This window comes from Mesorhizobium sp. P171375 (assembly GCF_057786075.1).
On sequence record NZ_JBYNWF010000001.1, the window covers coordinates 46,668 to 61,294 of the forward strand.

The 14,627-nt window shown below is 61.8% G+C and carries 12 protein-coding genes; 6 read left to right on the top strand and 6 right to left on the bottom strand.

The genetic code is table 11. From position 1 onward, the window contains the following. Nucleotides 1-33: 33 nt before the first annotated feature. From ACYHH6_RS00220 to ACYHH6_RS00230, 3 genes are all read left to right on the top strand, one after another. On the top strand, nt 34-1,437 hold the full coding sequence (locus ACYHH6_RS00220; protein WP_352585480.1) for a lipopolysaccharide biosynthesis protein: 1,404 nt from the start codon (nt 34-36) through the stop codon (nt 1,435-1,437). After that, entirely contained in the window at nt 1,437-2,717 is a 1,281-nt protein-coding gene (locus ACYHH6_RS00225; RefSeq protein ID WP_352585478.1) for a GNAT family N-acetyltransferase, read from the top strand. The genes ACYHH6_RS00220 and ACYHH6_RS00225 overlap by 1 nt, the downstream gene beginning before the upstream one ends. Nucleotides 2,718-2,824: 107 nt before the next feature. Continuing rightward, the gene (locus tag ACYHH6_RS00230) at nt 2,825-3,982 is read left to right on the top strand and encodes a YncE family protein (RefSeq protein ID WP_352585477.1); all 1,158 of its coding nucleotides are present in this window, start codon (nt 2,825-2,827) and stop codon (nt 3,980-3,982) included. A gap of 165 nt (nt 3,983-4,147) precedes the next feature. On the opposite strand, the gene ACYHH6_RS00235 is transcribed toward ACYHH6_RS00230, so the two are convergent. Next, nucleotides 4,148-5,893, bottom strand: coding sequence for an adenylate/guanylate cyclase domain-containing protein (locus ACYHH6_RS00235; RefSeq protein ID WP_488500390.1), 1,746 nt, complete (start codon nt 5,891-5,893; stop codon nt 4,148-4,150). An 840-nt stretch (nt 5,894-6,733) separates the two neighbouring features. On the opposite strand from ACYHH6_RS00235, the gene ACYHH6_RS00240 reads away from it, so the two are divergent. From ACYHH6_RS00240 to ACYHH6_RS00250, 3 genes are all read left to right on the top strand, one after another. Beyond that, complete coding sequence (locus ACYHH6_RS00240) at nt 6,734-7,297, top strand: T4SS efffector SepA family protein (protein WP_352585473.1); 564 nt, start codon at nt 6,734-6,736, stop codon at nt 7,295-7,297. Nucleotides 7,298-7,742: 445 nt separating this feature from the next. Further along, nucleotides 7,743-7,919, top strand: a complete 177-nt coding sequence (locus tag ACYHH6_RS00245) for a hypothetical protein (RefSeq protein WP_352585472.1) — start codon at nt 7,743-7,745, stop codon at nt 7,917-7,919. A 148-nt stretch (nt 7,920-8,067) separates the two neighbouring features. Beyond that, nucleotides 8,068-9,438 carry a recombinase family protein gene (locus ACYHH6_RS00250; RefSeq protein ID WP_352585470.1) on the top strand — a complete coding sequence of 457 codons (1,371 nt, stop codon included), beginning with the start codon at nt 8,068-8,070 and terminating at the stop codon, nt 9,436-9,438. A 97-nt stretch (nt 9,439-9,535) separates the two neighbouring features. Here the strand turns inward: ACYHH6_RS00250 and ACYHH6_RS00255 are convergent, their stop codons facing one another. The 5 genes from ACYHH6_RS00255 to ACYHH6_RS00275 all read right to left on the bottom strand — a co-directional run bounded on the left by ACYHH6_RS00255 (nt 9,536) and on the right by ACYHH6_RS00275 (nt 14,610). Beyond that, entirely contained in the window at nt 9,536-10,411 is an 876-nt protein-coding gene (locus tag ACYHH6_RS00255; RefSeq protein ID WP_352585468.1) for an ATP-dependent DNA ligase, read from the bottom strand. A gap of 554 nt (nt 10,412-10,965) precedes the next feature. Continuing rightward, complete coding sequence (locus ACYHH6_RS00260; protein WP_352585467.1) at nt 10,966-11,868, bottom strand: hypothetical protein; 903 nt, start codon at nt 11,866-11,868, stop codon at nt 10,966-10,968. A 518-nt stretch (nt 11,869-12,386) separates the two neighbouring features. Then, on the bottom strand, nt 12,387-12,719 hold the full coding sequence (locus ACYHH6_RS00265) for a hypothetical protein (protein ID WP_352585466.1): 333 nt from the start codon (nt 12,717-12,719) through the stop codon (nt 12,387-12,389). Beyond that, a complete protein-coding gene (locus tag ACYHH6_RS00270; protein WP_352585464.1) occupies nt 12,716-13,057 on the bottom strand; it encodes a hypothetical protein in 342 nt (113 codons plus the stop codon). Before ACYHH6_RS00270 ends, ACYHH6_RS00265 begins: the two co-directional genes overlap by 4 nt. A 1,286-nt stretch (nt 13,058-14,343) precedes the next feature. After that, nucleotides 14,344-14,610, bottom strand: a complete 267-nt coding sequence (locus tag ACYHH6_RS00275) for a hypothetical protein (RefSeq protein WP_352585463.1) — start codon at nt 14,608-14,610, stop codon at nt 14,344-14,346. Nucleotides 14,611-14,627: the final 17 nt, after the last annotated feature.

Here is a 14,627-nt window from a genome sequence, read left to right on the forward strand (position 1 = left end):
TTGAAAAGAGGCGGAAAACGGAGAAACATCGGGGTGCGCTTTTCCGCGGCGACGACGGCCGGGCGGTTCTTGCCGCAGCGCTTGGCGCTGCGCATGGGGCCGCTGCTTGGCCGCATCGATGCGGTGCTGTTCACCGCCGACGAGCGCGGCGAAGCCGGGCGCATGTCGCTCATCGCCTTTGCCATCCGCATCGTCAGCGCCGTCATCGCCTTCATCAGCCAGGTGCTGATGGCGCGCTGGATGGGCTCGTTCGAATACGGCATCTTCGTCCTCGTCTGGGTGACGATGGTCATCGTCGGCAACCTTGCCTGCCTCGGCTTCCACACCTCGGTCATCCGCTTCATCCCCGAATACCGCGAACGCAACATGCTGGCCGAGCTGCGCGGCATTGTCGTCGCCAGCCGCCTGTTCGTGCTGATTGCCTCAACCGCAATCGCCGGACTTGGCGCACTGGGCGTCTGGCTGTGCGCGGACTGGATCGAAAGCTACTATGTCATCCCCTTCATCCTCGGCCTGTTCTGCCTGCCGATGATTGCCATGGGCGACCTGCTGCAAGGCCAGTCGCGCGCCAATTCCTGGGCGCTGTTTGCGCTGTCGCCGACCTATCTGGTGCGGCCGGTGCTGATCCTGGCGCTAATGGCGCTGATGCTGGCGCTGGGCTATGCACCCGACGCCAGGACCGCGATCTTCGCCTCGATCGCCGCCACCTACGCCACCACGCTCGCCCAGCTCATCGGCGTTACCTCGCGCATGGGCAAGAATATCCCGGCCGGGCCGATGAAGGTGCATTTTTCCGAGTGGTTCATCGTCTCGCTGCCGATCTTCCTGGTCGAAAGCTTCTTCTTCCTGCTCACCAACGCCGATGTGCTGATGGTCGGCGCCTATCTCCAACCCAACGACGTCGCCGTCTATTTCGCCACCGTCAAGACGCTGGCGCTGGTGCATTTCGTCTATTTCTCCGTCAAGGCCGGCGTTGCCCAGCGCTATGCGCAGTTCACCCATGGCGAACCGGAAAAGCTCGCCGCCTTTGCCCGCGAGACGGTGTCGTGGACCTTCTGGCCGTCGCTGTTGATGGCGCTGCTGGTGCTGCTGCTCGGCGAACCCATGCTGGTTCTGTTCGGTCCTGAATTCACCGCCGGCTATCCGCTGCTGTTCCTGCTGGTGTTCGGCGTCGTGGCGCGCGCCGCTGTCGGCCCCTGCGAAAGCCTTTTGACGATGAGCGGCAACCAGAACATCTGCGCCGCCGTCTACGCCATGACGCTGGCCTTCAACATCGGCCTCAACATAGTGCTGATCCCGCTCTTCGGCCTGTGGGGGGCCGCAATCGCCACCAGCCTTGCCATGGTCTTCGAGGCGAGCGCGCTGTCCTTCACCGTCTGGCGCAAGCTTGGTATCGTCATGCTGATCTTCATGCCCGCAGCCAGGGGAGCCGCCTGATGGCCGCCACCCCGTTGATCGAGGAAACCAGTGGCGGTCCGGCCGGCGCCATGGTGTCGGGCCTCGCCGGCCTGGCGCGCGACGCCGACCCGGCCCATCTCGAGATACTCGCCAACAACCGGCCGCAGCGCAAGCTGGCGATCTATCCGGCCTCGGCCGGCTTCGAACTGGTCGAGGAACTCGATTATCTGTGCACCCGCACGATCGAACCGAACGTCTTCTTCAACCCGCGCTTCCTGGCGCCGGCCATGCCCCGGCTGGAGGATCGCGAGGTCAAGCTGGCGGTGATCCGCGACGGCGACGAATACCGCAACCGGCTGCGCCTGCTGGTGCCGTTCTCGGTCGAACGGCCGGCCGTGCCGCTCGGCGTTCCGGTGATGCGCACCTGGTCGAGCCCGTTCGGCCCGATCGGCACGCCGCTGGTCGACCACGACGACCCGATCGGCGTCGTCGAGGATTTTTTCGCCATGCTGTCGAGGCCGCACCTGAAGCTGCCGAAGATCTTCGTGCTGCCCGACATGCGGCTCGACGGCCCTTTGGCGAGCGTGCTTGCCACCGTTGCCGAGACGCGCGGCCTGACAATGGTTACCACCGGCAAGGCGGACCGGCCGGTGCTCGAAAGTACGCTCGACGGCGAGGCCTATCTGAAGGCATCGCTGCGTTCGCATCATTACCGCGAATTCCGCCGCCTGAAGCGGCGCCTGGGCGATCTCGGCAAACTGGAACACACCGTGGCGCGCGGTCCCGACGAGATCCGCCACGCCATCGAAAGCTTTCTGACGCTGGAAGCCGCCGGCTGGAAGGGTCGCGATCGCACCGCGATGGCCATCGACCGCTACCGCGCCGCCTTCGCCCGCGAGGCGGTGCACCGGCTGGCCGAGCACGATATGTGCCGCATCCATTCGCTGACGCTGGACGGCCGCACCATCGCCTGCCTGGTCGTCTTCGTCGAGGCCGGCGTCGCCTACACCTGGAAGACCGCCTATGACGAGACGCTGGCGACCTACTCGCCGGGCACGCTGTTGATGATCGAGGTGACCAAGCAGCATCTCGACGACCCCAACGTCATGATGACCGATTCCTGCGCCGTGCCCGACCATCCGGTGATGAGCCGGCTGTGGAGCGAGCGCAAGCCGATGGGCTCGCTGGTGATCGGGCTGACGCCGGATGCCGACCGCCTCGCCCGCCAGGCCGCCTCGCAGTTGCACCTCTACCGCGAGACCCGCAACATGGCCCGCCTGCTGCGCAACCGCGTGAGGAGTTTGCTGGGGCGGCGCTGAGCCGTGTACCCCTCGGGAGCCTTGAGAAAAGCCACTGGATCAACGACAAAACCCAAGCTATGGGTCGCGGCGGCAATTTCGGCCGGCCTTCACGACAAGCCATCCTGATGATCAGAACCTTTTTGCGTCACGCCAGTGCCCGTGCGGCCTTCCTGCTGCTTGCACTGCTGCCCGTTCGCGCCTGGGCCGATAGCTGTCCTGAGGATTGCAGCGAGCCCGCGCCGCCGGTCAACATCTACAGCCACACCGGCGCCGGCCATCTCAGCCCAGCCACGCTGGGTGCACTGCCGCGCGTCTATGTGCCGAACCGCTCTTCCAACAGCGTCACGGTGATCGACACCATGACCCTCAAGGAAGTCGACAGCTTCTCCGTCGGCAGCAAACCGCAGCACGTCGTGCCCTCGTGGGACCTGAAGACGCTCTGGGTCGCCAACAATGGCACCGGCAAGAATGGCAGCCTGACGCCGATCGACCCGATGACCGGCAAGCCCGGCCCGCAGATCGCCGTAGACGATCCCTACAATTTGTATTTCATGCCGGATGGCAGTGCTGCCATCGTCGTCGACGAAGCCCTGGAGCGGCTCGATTTCCGCGACCCACACACCATGGCGCTGAAATCGAGCCTGCCGACGCCGACCTGCGCCGGCATCAACCACGCCGATTTCTCGGTCGACGGTTCCTACGCGATCTTCACCTGCGAATACGGCAATGGCGGCCTGGCCAAGATCGACCTCAAGAACCAGAAGGTGCTTGGCCATCTCGACTTCTCGAAAATGGGCATGCCACAGGACATCCGCCTCTCGCCCGACGGCAAGGTGTTTTACGTCGCCGACATGATGAATGACGGCGTCTTCCTGGTCGACGGCGACAGTTTCAAGGAAATCGGCTTCATCCCGACGGGCATCGGGGCTCACGGCTTCGTCGTCAGCCGCAACGGCAAGCGGCTCTATGTCTCGAATCGCGGCTCGCACAAAATGGAGCAGGGCAAGGCAAAGGGACCGGGCAGCGTGACCGTGATCGACTTCGCCACCCGCGCGGTTGTCGCGCAATGGCCGATCCCCGGCGGCGGTAGCCCCGACATGGGCAATATCAGCGCCGACGGCAGACAGCTATGGCTCTCCGGCCGCTTCGACAGCGCCGCCTACATGATCGACACGATATCAGGCGCGGTCACCAAATTCCGCGTCGGCGCCGAGCCGCACGGCCTGACGGTCTGGCCACAGCCAGGACGATATTCGCAAGGCCATACGGGGAATATGCGGTAGGGTGCGTCTGCTCTGCCTTTTCTATCGGCGGCTGCTGCCATGGGCTTTATCGTGGCCCTGATGCTGGACCGGCTATGGATGAATGTCATCGTCCCGCGATCTTCTTCGGAACGTCGCCTGGCCTGGCGCGACGCGCGGGAGGGGGCATCGTTGCAACCGCGACGATCACTCCGGCACCCCGGAGATGCCCAGCGCCTCGACGTAACGCTCGGCGAACACCTTGTCCCGCCACGGGTTGATCTGCCTCTGCAGGGCGAGCGTGTAGGTCGGGAACGCCTCCATCAGACGCCGCGCCGCCGCCTGCGCCTCGTCCAGCCGGTTGAGTTTGACCAGCGCCATGATCACCACCCGGTGCGAGGTGCCGTAGTTCGGCATCTCCTGCAGCGCGCGTGCTCCCCATGCCAGCGCTTCCTCATAGCGCTCGAGCATCAGGTAGCTCATCCCGATGCCGGAGAGCGCGATGCCCTTCTCTGGGTCGACCGGGCTCAGCCGCATTGCCCTGTGAAAGTGCTCGATCGCGACGAGCGGGCGGCTGGAATGTGCGTTCACCCAGCCGCTGCTCGTATGGCCCTGCGCCGAATTGGGGTTGAGCAGCAGGGATCGTTCTATCGTGCCCAGCGCCATCTCGTAGTCCTTCGCGCTGTAGGCGAGCACCTGCGCGGCGAAGCGTAGGCTCGTGGGGTCGTCGCGCGCTTCGGCCAGTACCTCGCGCGCCATGCGCACGGCGACCCGGCCATCGTCGGGCTCATGCCAGCACTGGCTCACGGATACGCTGCGGATATAGGCGCCGAGCCCCTTTGCCAGGTTGAAGCCAGGGTCGATGCTAAGCGCCTCGTTGGTGAGCCGGCGCACGTCGGCAAAGCCCTCGCGCGTCATGCTGTAGAAGCGCGGCAGCGCGCGAAGATAGAGGTCGTAGGCGCTCATGTAGTCGGTCGGCTTCATGCGGGCCTGCTTGATCTGCTCCAGCCGGATGCTCGGCTCGACAGCGCCGACGACGCTCTCGGTCACCTTGTCCTGCAGGTCGAAGATGTCGCTCACGTCGCCCTCGAAGCGGTCGGCCCAGACATGGTGTCCGCTGATCGCATCCACCAGCTGCCCGCTGATGCGCACCCGCGATCCTGCTCTGCGGATGCTGCCTTCGAGCACGTAGCGGACGCCCAGCTCGCGCCCAACCTGGCGCAGGTCCACCGCCCGGCCCTTGTAGGTGAAGGACGAGTTTCGGGCGATCACGAAGAAGGAGTTCACACGGCTCAATCCCGTGATGATGTCTTCCACCAGCCCGTCGGCGAAGTATTCCTGGTCGGGGTCGCCGCTCATGTTGGTGAAAGGCAGAACCGCGATCGAGGGTTTCTCGGGCAGGGGAGGCGGCGCAGCCACCGAGGCGCTGGCGTCGGTCTCGACGCGATAGGCGCGCACAGGCCGCTCGATGTTCTTGAGGCGCAATTCGCCGAGCGGTGTGAAGCCGAAGTCGAGCTTGCCCTGAAGGTGGTCGTAGGCGGTGCCCGAGACGATCACGGTGCCGGGATCGGCGATGCTTTCGAGTCGGGCGGCGATGTTGACCCCGTCGCCGTAAAGGTCGCCGTCCTCCTCGCAGACCACGTCGCCGAGATTGACGCCGATGCGGAAGCGAATCCGCTCTTCCTCGGGCGTCTCCGCCTCATGTTCTGCCAGAGCCTGCTGGATCGCCATCGCCGAGGTCACCGCGTTAACGACGCTCGCGAACTCGCACAGCATGCCATCGCCGGTGAGCTTGACGATCCGACCATGGTGCCCGGAGACCAGCGGTTCGAGGAGGTCCTTGCGGTAGATTTTCAATCGCTCGAGCGTGCCGCGCTCGTCGCGCTCTGTCAGGCGCGAATAGCCGACCACGTCGCAAGCCATGATCGCTGCGAGGTGGCGCTGCGTGGTCATCGCGCCGCTCGGCAAAGCGCCTGCACCCGGGCCGCCCCGCGTCCATGTCCGGCCAACTTCCAGACGCCTCACCTGCATGGTATCCATCTCTCCCAGTCTCCGCCGGTCGCCGATACAGAACGGAGAACGCAGCCTGACCTTGCCCTCACAATACTTCGCTATCCCGCTTGCGAGGCGTGGAGCGCTCCAGTCGCCGCGCTAACAGCCAACCGACGACACGCCCACGCAGCCTCAGGGGACGCTGACACGCCACTCCCAGAAGGCCGGAGATATTTCCTGCCCTGTGTAACCGGTTGACGCCACCGTGGCGGTGCTTTTGTATCGGACATCGCACCAGACGTTCGCGCTTAGAGGCGATGAGGTCGGCGAGTGGGGCAAGCGGGACTGGTCAATCTGATGACTGATGCCTTCGCCTTGTCGGCCAAGGCACAGGCTGGACGCGACCCCTCATAGAGGGCGCCAAACGAGGCATTCCAAGGTGGATTTTGGGTGGATCAAAATCCACCGTGTTCCTTTAGCCTACTGGAAATAAAGCATTTCCAGGAGAGATTTGGTGCCCCTAGCCGGGATGGCGGGGGATTTCTAACCAGACTTCCTACCCGAACTTTTCGATTGAAAACCAATAGCTTGAGAGAGGCTTGCTCCCGAGGCGCCGAAGGCTCGGTGTACCTTTTGCTAATCCCTTGGTGTACCTCTCGTCAAGTCCGAGTTTCATGTTCGCTAGGCTATCTGACCCGCATGACTGAAAAGGCGGATCAGGGAATATGTTACATAAATGCCTTGTCAGGGATGATGGAATATGTAACATATCCCCTGCATTGGACAAGCAAGGAGAAACCCATGATGCCTGTAATCAGAATTAACGACGCCACATTTTCGGGCCTTAAGTCGATCTCGACATGGTTCGGCACGAAGACCCCTACCGAGACCATCGACCGCATCGTACGCGAGGCGATGGAGCAGCTAGGGCTGGAGCGCGATGACGAGCCCCAAGAAGCGATGGTAACGAATGGTCCTGCTATGCAGTTCGACGTTGCGCCGGGCCTTTCGTTCACGAAGCCGCTTAAGGTGACCATCAACGGCAAGAATGTGCCCAACCCGCGCTGGGCCTCGATCCTCCTGACGATGATCAGGCAGGTGAAGGCCAAAGGCGGCCTCGACGGAGACAAGCTCGCCCGAGACTTGGGCGTCCCTGCGAAGGCGGAGCGTTTCGAGGACGAAGGGTTCAAGTACCACGCTGATCTCGGCATCTCCATTCAGGGCCAATCGGCATCGGATGCTTGGAAGGAGGTTGATCGGCTTGCGAAGAAGTGGCGTATCCCTGTGAGCGTAGAGTTCTGGTGGCGCCAGAACAGCAAGGCGCAGTATCCGGGTAAGACAGGCATGCTGCGCTCCGGTGACTAAGCCTCACGGCGTTGATTGCGAGGGTGGCGGACGCTCTCGCAATCGCTGCTACTCGTCCCGCCAGATCACCCGTCTCTCCCAGCGGATTTCGACAAGGCGCCTGTAACGGATTGCGTGCGCCTGCTCTCCAGTGGGATGAAACAGGTGTGCGCTCATCCACTCACGGCTTCTGCACTTCTGGCAACGCACCTTGTCCCGCACTCTGTCGATTGTGACGTTTCCGATCACCTCCCTAAGCTCTGCCGGCTTGTAGTAGCGCGTGATGCGACAGTAACCGCACCGGATGCCCGCCACCTGCCCCGCGTCGTGGGCATGCGTCAGGGTCCATGCGGCACCTCTCGGCCACTTCTCGGGTTGCTCGGGCATGACCTGAAATGAGGATCGGCGGCGACTTCGGTCAAGAGGCCGCTTGACAGTTTTGTTCTCATTTCGTTCACTGTTGTAGATGAGCGACGAAATCCGCCTGCCCAAACCTGAAGATGGCACCCCGCCCGGTGTCCAGCACCACGTCTGCGAGCACGAAGGCTGCGAAAAGGATGCCGGCTGGGGCTTTGCCAAGCCGAAGCAAGCGCCGCACTGGTTCTGCTTCGAGCACCGGGCCGAGGGCGAGCACTGCCTATAGCTGGCAATTGCGTGGGACGTTCTCCGCGCCAAATCGATGTGCACTAGAGTGCGCATAAGTTAACGTAACGGTATTCACTCTAATTTGGAATTGCCAGCTGTACTACACTCCTCGCACATCCTCGGTATCGGATGTTAAGGAGGAGGCGGTGAACAACGAGCTTTCGACTGCCCTGCGCGTGCCGGCGGCCCAGTATCTTCGCATGTCGACCGAACACCAGCGTTATTCGCTGGAAAACCAGGGAGCGGCCATTTCGGAGTATGCCGAGGCTAGAGGCTTCGCCATCGTCCAGACTTATGTCGATGCCGGCAAAAGTGGTCTTAGTCTGAAAGGCCGAGATGGTCTCCAGAAGCTACTTGCTGATGTCGTGACCGGCGAGCGCAGTTATTCTGCCATTCTTGTATTGGACGTCAGCAGGTGGGGACGGTTTCAGGATACGGACCAAGCCGCCCACTACGAGTTTATCTGCCGCGATGCTGGTGTAAACGTCCATTATTGCGGCGAACCTTTCGAGAATGACGGCAGCATGGTCGCCAGCATCGTAAAGAGCCTTAAGCGGGTAATGGCAGCCGAGTACAGCCGCGAACTTTCCAGCAAGATCTATAGGGCGCAAATCCAGCAAGCTCGTATTGGGTTCAAGCAGGGCGCCCCTGCCGTGTACGGCACAAGGCGGCTATTGGTGAGCCAGGACGGAACGCCAAAATGTTGGTTGGGTTCGGGCGACCGCAAGGGGCTGAAGTCCGACCGGGTCATTTATGTGCCCGGGCCTCCTGATGAGCTCAAAACCCTGCGGCGAATTTTCCGAATGTTTGTTGTGCAGGGGAGAAGCGTCACAAACATCACCCAGATATTGAACGACGAAAAAATACCTAGCGTAGACGGCGGGTCGTGGGGCTGGGGCAGGGTTAAAGGTATCCTGCGGAGTGAGCTTATGATCGGAAACTACGTCTTCAACCGAAAAAATCACAAAATGAACAAGCCCCGACGTCCGAACCCTCCCGATCTTTGGGTGCGCACCAAGGTGATGGAGCCGATTGTCGATCCCAAAACGTTTGCACGGGCTCAGGGCGTTTTCAGGTCAAAACGGGCCTATGGTCTCCGTAAACGGGACATGATCCGAAGTTTGAAACGCCTCTTTCGCGAGAAAAAGACGCTGTCGCAGGCATTAATCAACGAGTGTCCCTATACACCCTCGGCGCGTGCATATTGGGCGCACTTCGGCAGCCTACCGGCGCTGTATAGGAGGGTTGGTTTTACATGCCCTCCGACTGGCACACGAGGTAGGACCTTCTCGGATGACGAGTTGCTAGATGGCATTCGCCGACTGCACGCAACGTTCGGCTACATCACAATCGCTTTGATCGACAAAGACCCCGACCTTCCCACGTACAAAGGTTTCACCAAACGCTTCGGCTCTATGCTGAAAGCCTATGGCTTGGCTGGCTTCCCTATGACAAAGAGCGAAAGTAACTCCGCTGCTCGACGACGGGATATCGTTAGACGCCGCAACGCGCAGTAGGCTTCCGTTGTGATGTCCTGCGGGACATGGACGGGATCGCAGCTTGCTCCTTCGAATGGCTCGCAACAACGCGGACTGAGCCCTTCTCAGCGACCTCTTAGAGCTCCCAAAAATCCTTCAGCGACGCATGGCGAAGCTTCTCCTCACTCTTGAGGAACTTGACCCGCCCCATCAGACCCGGCTTGAGCCACTCTGCCTTCTCTTTGGCGAGCCCTTTGGGCGGCGGTGCGCCTGCCTTGCCCTGAACGCGATCCCAAAGAGCCTGCCGCTTGTCAGCTTTGAAGGTGACGAAAGCGCCGCCCATGTAGTGCCCCTTGTCAGCCATGAGCACCATTGCCGGCTTCCCGGTCTCACGCTTCACGCCAATGATGTCCATTTCCTTCTCCACGTAGCACTTGATCTTGCGCCAGTTCATGGTCGAGCCGCTGCGATAAGGGCTGTCGAGGCGTTTCGAGACGATGCCTTCAAGGCCAGCCTCGCAGGCAAGATGGTAGACGGCATCGCCGGTGCCAGGCAGAGCTTCGCTGAACTGGATATGGCCGCCGGCCGGGATCGCCGCTTGCAGGATTTCGCGCCTGTCCTTCAGCGGCATGTCGCGCAGATCATGGCCGTTGAAGTGCAGAAGGTCGAAGGCGACGAGGTAAAGGTCTTGGGGGCGTCTCGTGATGGCGGAGCGCAGCGCATGGAAGTCCGAAAGACCGGCCTCATTCGTAACGATTGTCTCACCTTCCATAATGAAGCTCTCGGCCTCTATCGACTTCGCCTCGCTGGCGAGCGGCCGGTACTTGTCCGTCCAGTCGAAGCCGTTCTTGGTAAAAAAGCGGATGCCGTCAGCGTCTTTGATGACCTGTGTCCGGTAGCCGTCGAATTTGGCCTCATGGCCCCATTCGCCACCCTTCGGTGGCTGTTCGACCAGCTCGGGCTCCATCGGGCGGATGAATGACAGCCGGACGCGGCCGGTAGGCTTACGCATTGGAACCCCACGCAACTCCAGTTTTATTCAATATCGCATAGCCGAAAGCGTTCCGTTAGCCCTCGCTAAATTAAGAGACCGGTGCGTGCGAATGGCAGGCAAGCGAAGACAGAAGGAAAGACGCCCCGGGGCAGATTGTGTCGGAGCTGCACCGGAGGCGTCTTCTCGCCTGCTGTTAGGCACCTAAGTCAGGATAGCTGCTGCGGACTTCGGCAGCGTATTTCTCGGCTTCGGTCAGGGGCTCGGCGCGGGATGGTTGAGTAGGCGGCTGGGGCTTGGGCGTTTCCCTGCTCTCGCTGGTCACGCCTTGAGGAGGAGTGCTTCCGTCTGCCGGGAAGTAGAGGCTCTCCCCATAGCCCGGACGGGTGACTGTCCAGTTGCCCCGCCCGTCATTGTAGACGCGGTAAAGGTGCGCCGTGCGGGACCGCAAGACACGTGCCTGCCAATCCAGCAAGGCGCGGGGGTGGTGGATGGTGTCGGTCATTGCGCCGCAGCCCCGTGGATGCCCTGTGGGGATGACTGCCCGTCCTCATGCTCGACGCGGTAGACGATCATCACCCGACGCGCACAATGCCAGCGCGGAGAGCCGTTCCGAAGGACATCGCCTGCCTGCCCGGAACCTTGACCATCCACTCGCCCCGCTCCTCATTGAAGGTAAGGGCCTTTCGTTCCGCCGTGGGCATGTCGGCAATGAGAGCTTCAAACGCGCCGGGATGCTGGTAGGGCAGTGTTTCCATTCGGCCTAGAGCGGTCCTGCCAAGGTGGGCGAGCTTCTCCCGGTCGTTGTGAATGGTTGCCATACGGGCCTCACGAAGCTCGCCGTCAGTCAGCGTTTCCAGCAACATGTCAACCGATGCCACGCCGGAGGACAGCGCCCCCAGGACAGCGTTGGCCTGTGCGGTGAAGCCTTCGACAATCGCGGACACGGCGTCATCGGTCACACCCTGCGGGGTGCTGCCCTCAATGTCGCCGGTCTCTGCGGCCTGCCAAATGCCACCTTCAACAGCATCGGCACCCAAGGCACCCGCTAGGGTGTCCATCACGGCTGCTGCAAGGTCCGTTGCTGCATCGCTTGTGGTGCCTTCAGGCGTCTCGATCTGGTCGCCCTTCGACTGCTGCTGTTCGCCCTGCTGATTGCCTGCCGGGGAGGCGGTCTTACCCCCGACAGGCACATCAAAACCCGGCGGCAGCAATCCTGCGGCGCGGGCGGCTTCAATCGTGGTCTCGCCTACACCGGGGATGATGACGTTGCCGGGGCGGACTTGGCGCTCTGTCGTCACGGTGCGGGCGCTTAGGTCTTTCGAGACCTGTCGGCCATCGCCATGGGTGTCCACCTGTACCTTGCGGCTGGTCTGCACAGTGGGTGCGGCGGTCGGGGTGTTGCGGGCCTGCGCAGCGGCGGCTTGCGCGTCTCGGGCGGTGTCTGCGGTGATCTGAAAGTCGGCGTAATTTGCCATTGGCGGTGTGTCTCTCTTTTAGATGATGGATGATGGTGGTGGTGGTGGTTGCGACGTGAGCGGGATCTAGCCAAGATGAATTTCAGGGAACCTTTGGAGGGTCCCCACGAAGCCCCTGTCGGGTAGATTGCCCAAGTCGCGGAGGAGTGAGGTCTTTCGCCTGTAGTAGGCTTGGGAGCGCCAGCGCCCGCCCACGATGTCTCGCCGTTGGACAATCCACTGGATGCTGTCCTTACAGTCGATCACTCGGTAGCGGCGGTCGGCGGTGATGGCTAAGACGCCCTGATAACCTTCGTCGGTTTCACGGCGGGTCGATGGGGCCATGCGCTGGCCCGTTGATGGTGATGACAATTTCTACTCGTTGTTTTGTGGAGGTAGGGAACGCGTCCCGACAGGCCACCTTTCAGTCACCGGGTGTGGCTGGAGTGGCTTGGAAGGTCAGGTCGGTGTAGGACACTGGACAAGGCTGGACGCTTCTCCAGCCACGCTCTGTTGCGTATGTCGGTCGGGTGAAACGGTCAGCGGCGGATGACACCGCCTTCGGCCAGAACCTTGTGCCCGTAGGCTTCTGTGAAGGTGTCCGGCATCGTGCCTTGAAGGGTCCTGTCGATGAACTCTTGGGTGATCCCTTCCTCGGCCATGTAGCTGGAGTGGAGGTAGCCGGGGATTATGCGGGCGAGGTTGCTCCGGGAACGGAGTAGTCCAGTCTTGTTGTTCCAAACAACACGCGTCCCGCGCTTGGCCCGTGTCTGGAGGTTCCAGCCCCAGCCACGCTCGTCAACGATCACGCGACAGCGAGGGCCGATATAGGCGACGACTGCGCCGTACCGGCTGTCGTTTGGGTATGTCATATGGCGGTGTGCTCCTTTGCTATGGCGAGGTCATTGCGCTTGCTGCGCCGGCCCTGCGGTCCGTATTTGATTGTGAGATTGGTAGTGCGCAGATCGAGGCGGTTGCCGGTGACGTTCCGTACGAACTCTCCCGCCTTTGCCGCCATGATTAGGCGGGCTAGGGAGACCTGCGTGTCCCCCTGCCGAACCCGGACGGTGAATTGGGTGTCGTCGGAAGCGGTGCCGTCCCGGACGACGAACCACGCGGCGTTGCGTACGCCTTCGGGCAGGCTGTCGAATGACCGGCGCTCGACCTTGGCGAACAATGTGCGGTTGCGTATGCGGTCGTTGATCGGCACCAGTACGATTTCGGTGGAAACGCCCCAACGGCGATGGTCGTTAGGCGCCGTCTGGTAAGTCGATGGGCGGCCCGGAACTGGACCTGAAGTGGGCTGCATGTGGGATACGAGGCTCCATAAAATAGATAGTCGGACAGACAGACGGGGTGAGAAAGCTCCACGGACGCCTGCCTGCCCATTGACCTCGCCCTCACGCGCCGACATCGGAGCTGGAGACACAGAGCGCCGGGCTCGTGTAGTGGCGAAGGGTGGAACAATGAGCCGAGAGAACGCCTGTTGGATGAAAGCCGGGGTGTTCGATCTGGCGGCAAGACAGGGTGTCCGTGGAGAAAGGGAACTCGTTGGAAGGAGGGAGATGGCTTTTGTCGCCACCTCGCCACGAGAAAGGAAAACGATAGATGGCAGGGACGCGCTATCGAACCCTGTCACATGCAACGCCTATAAGCGTTAGCTGCAACCGGAGGGCGCCTCTCCTGAAGGGGGTGGGAATTGGCCCGACCTGTCACGTTAGGACCACGTTCGGGGCGGGTTCCTAAGGTGTGTCGGAATTGGTCGATTGGATCAATACGCGGTGGCTTCAACCCTGGAGGGGAGCCTTGCTCAAGAGGGAGAGAGAAGGGGGTTCGAGATAGCGACGCTCGGAAACGCCCTGAACCCTGTCACATGCAACGCCTATAGCGTTAGCTGCAACCGGGGAGCCTTTCCTGAAGTGGTGGGTAATCACCCATCAACACTGTAGGTAACCGGAGGCCCCTTTCCTGGGGGTGGGGGTAATCACGTTAGGAACACGTTCGGAGGCTGCTTCCTAGAGGGAGGGGTAATCCCCAACTCCAACATGTATCGGCAACCGGAGGGGCCTTTCCTGAAGAAAGTCGCAATCACCTTAGGACCCCGTTCGGAGGCTGGTTCCTAAGGTAGGTCGTAATCACCCGTTATGTGTGTGACTGGGGCGGCCATTCCTGAGGTTGGGGGTAATCGACGGCACCGCTACATACACGTTCAGAACCAAGTTCGGAGGGCGGGCTGTTCCTAAGTGAAGGGGTAATCGACGGCACTGCCCGCATACACGTTCAGAACCACGTTCGGAGGGCGGCTGTTTCTAAGTGGAGGGGTAATCGACGGCACCGCCGATATACACGTATAGAACCACGTTCGGGCGAGGCGGCATTCCTAAGATACGCCCTAATTGATTTCCGTGGCTGGAGCGCCGTTCGTGCCTGCCCGGTGTCCAACACCAGCCAAACCCGCCAAGCCACTCCAGCCACGCTCGGTGACTGAAAGAGGGCCTATAGGCGCTTCAGGGGAGCCCCGAAGATATGCGTCTCGGCCTCCCATAGCGCGGCGGTGCTCACGCTCCGGACCAGTTCGGCAACCTTGGCCTCCACCAGTAGGAGCGGCCATACCTCGTGAAGGGCGTCAAGCGGCCTCCCGGACGACAGGCGGTCGGCAATCTCGTGGAGCCAATCGGCGGCCACGCGGGCGGCTGTCTGCGGCCTCTCCCGCAAGGCGAGTTGCCAAGCGTCGTCATTCTCGGCGGTGGTAGTGGTGGTCATGCGCGGTCCCCCATGGG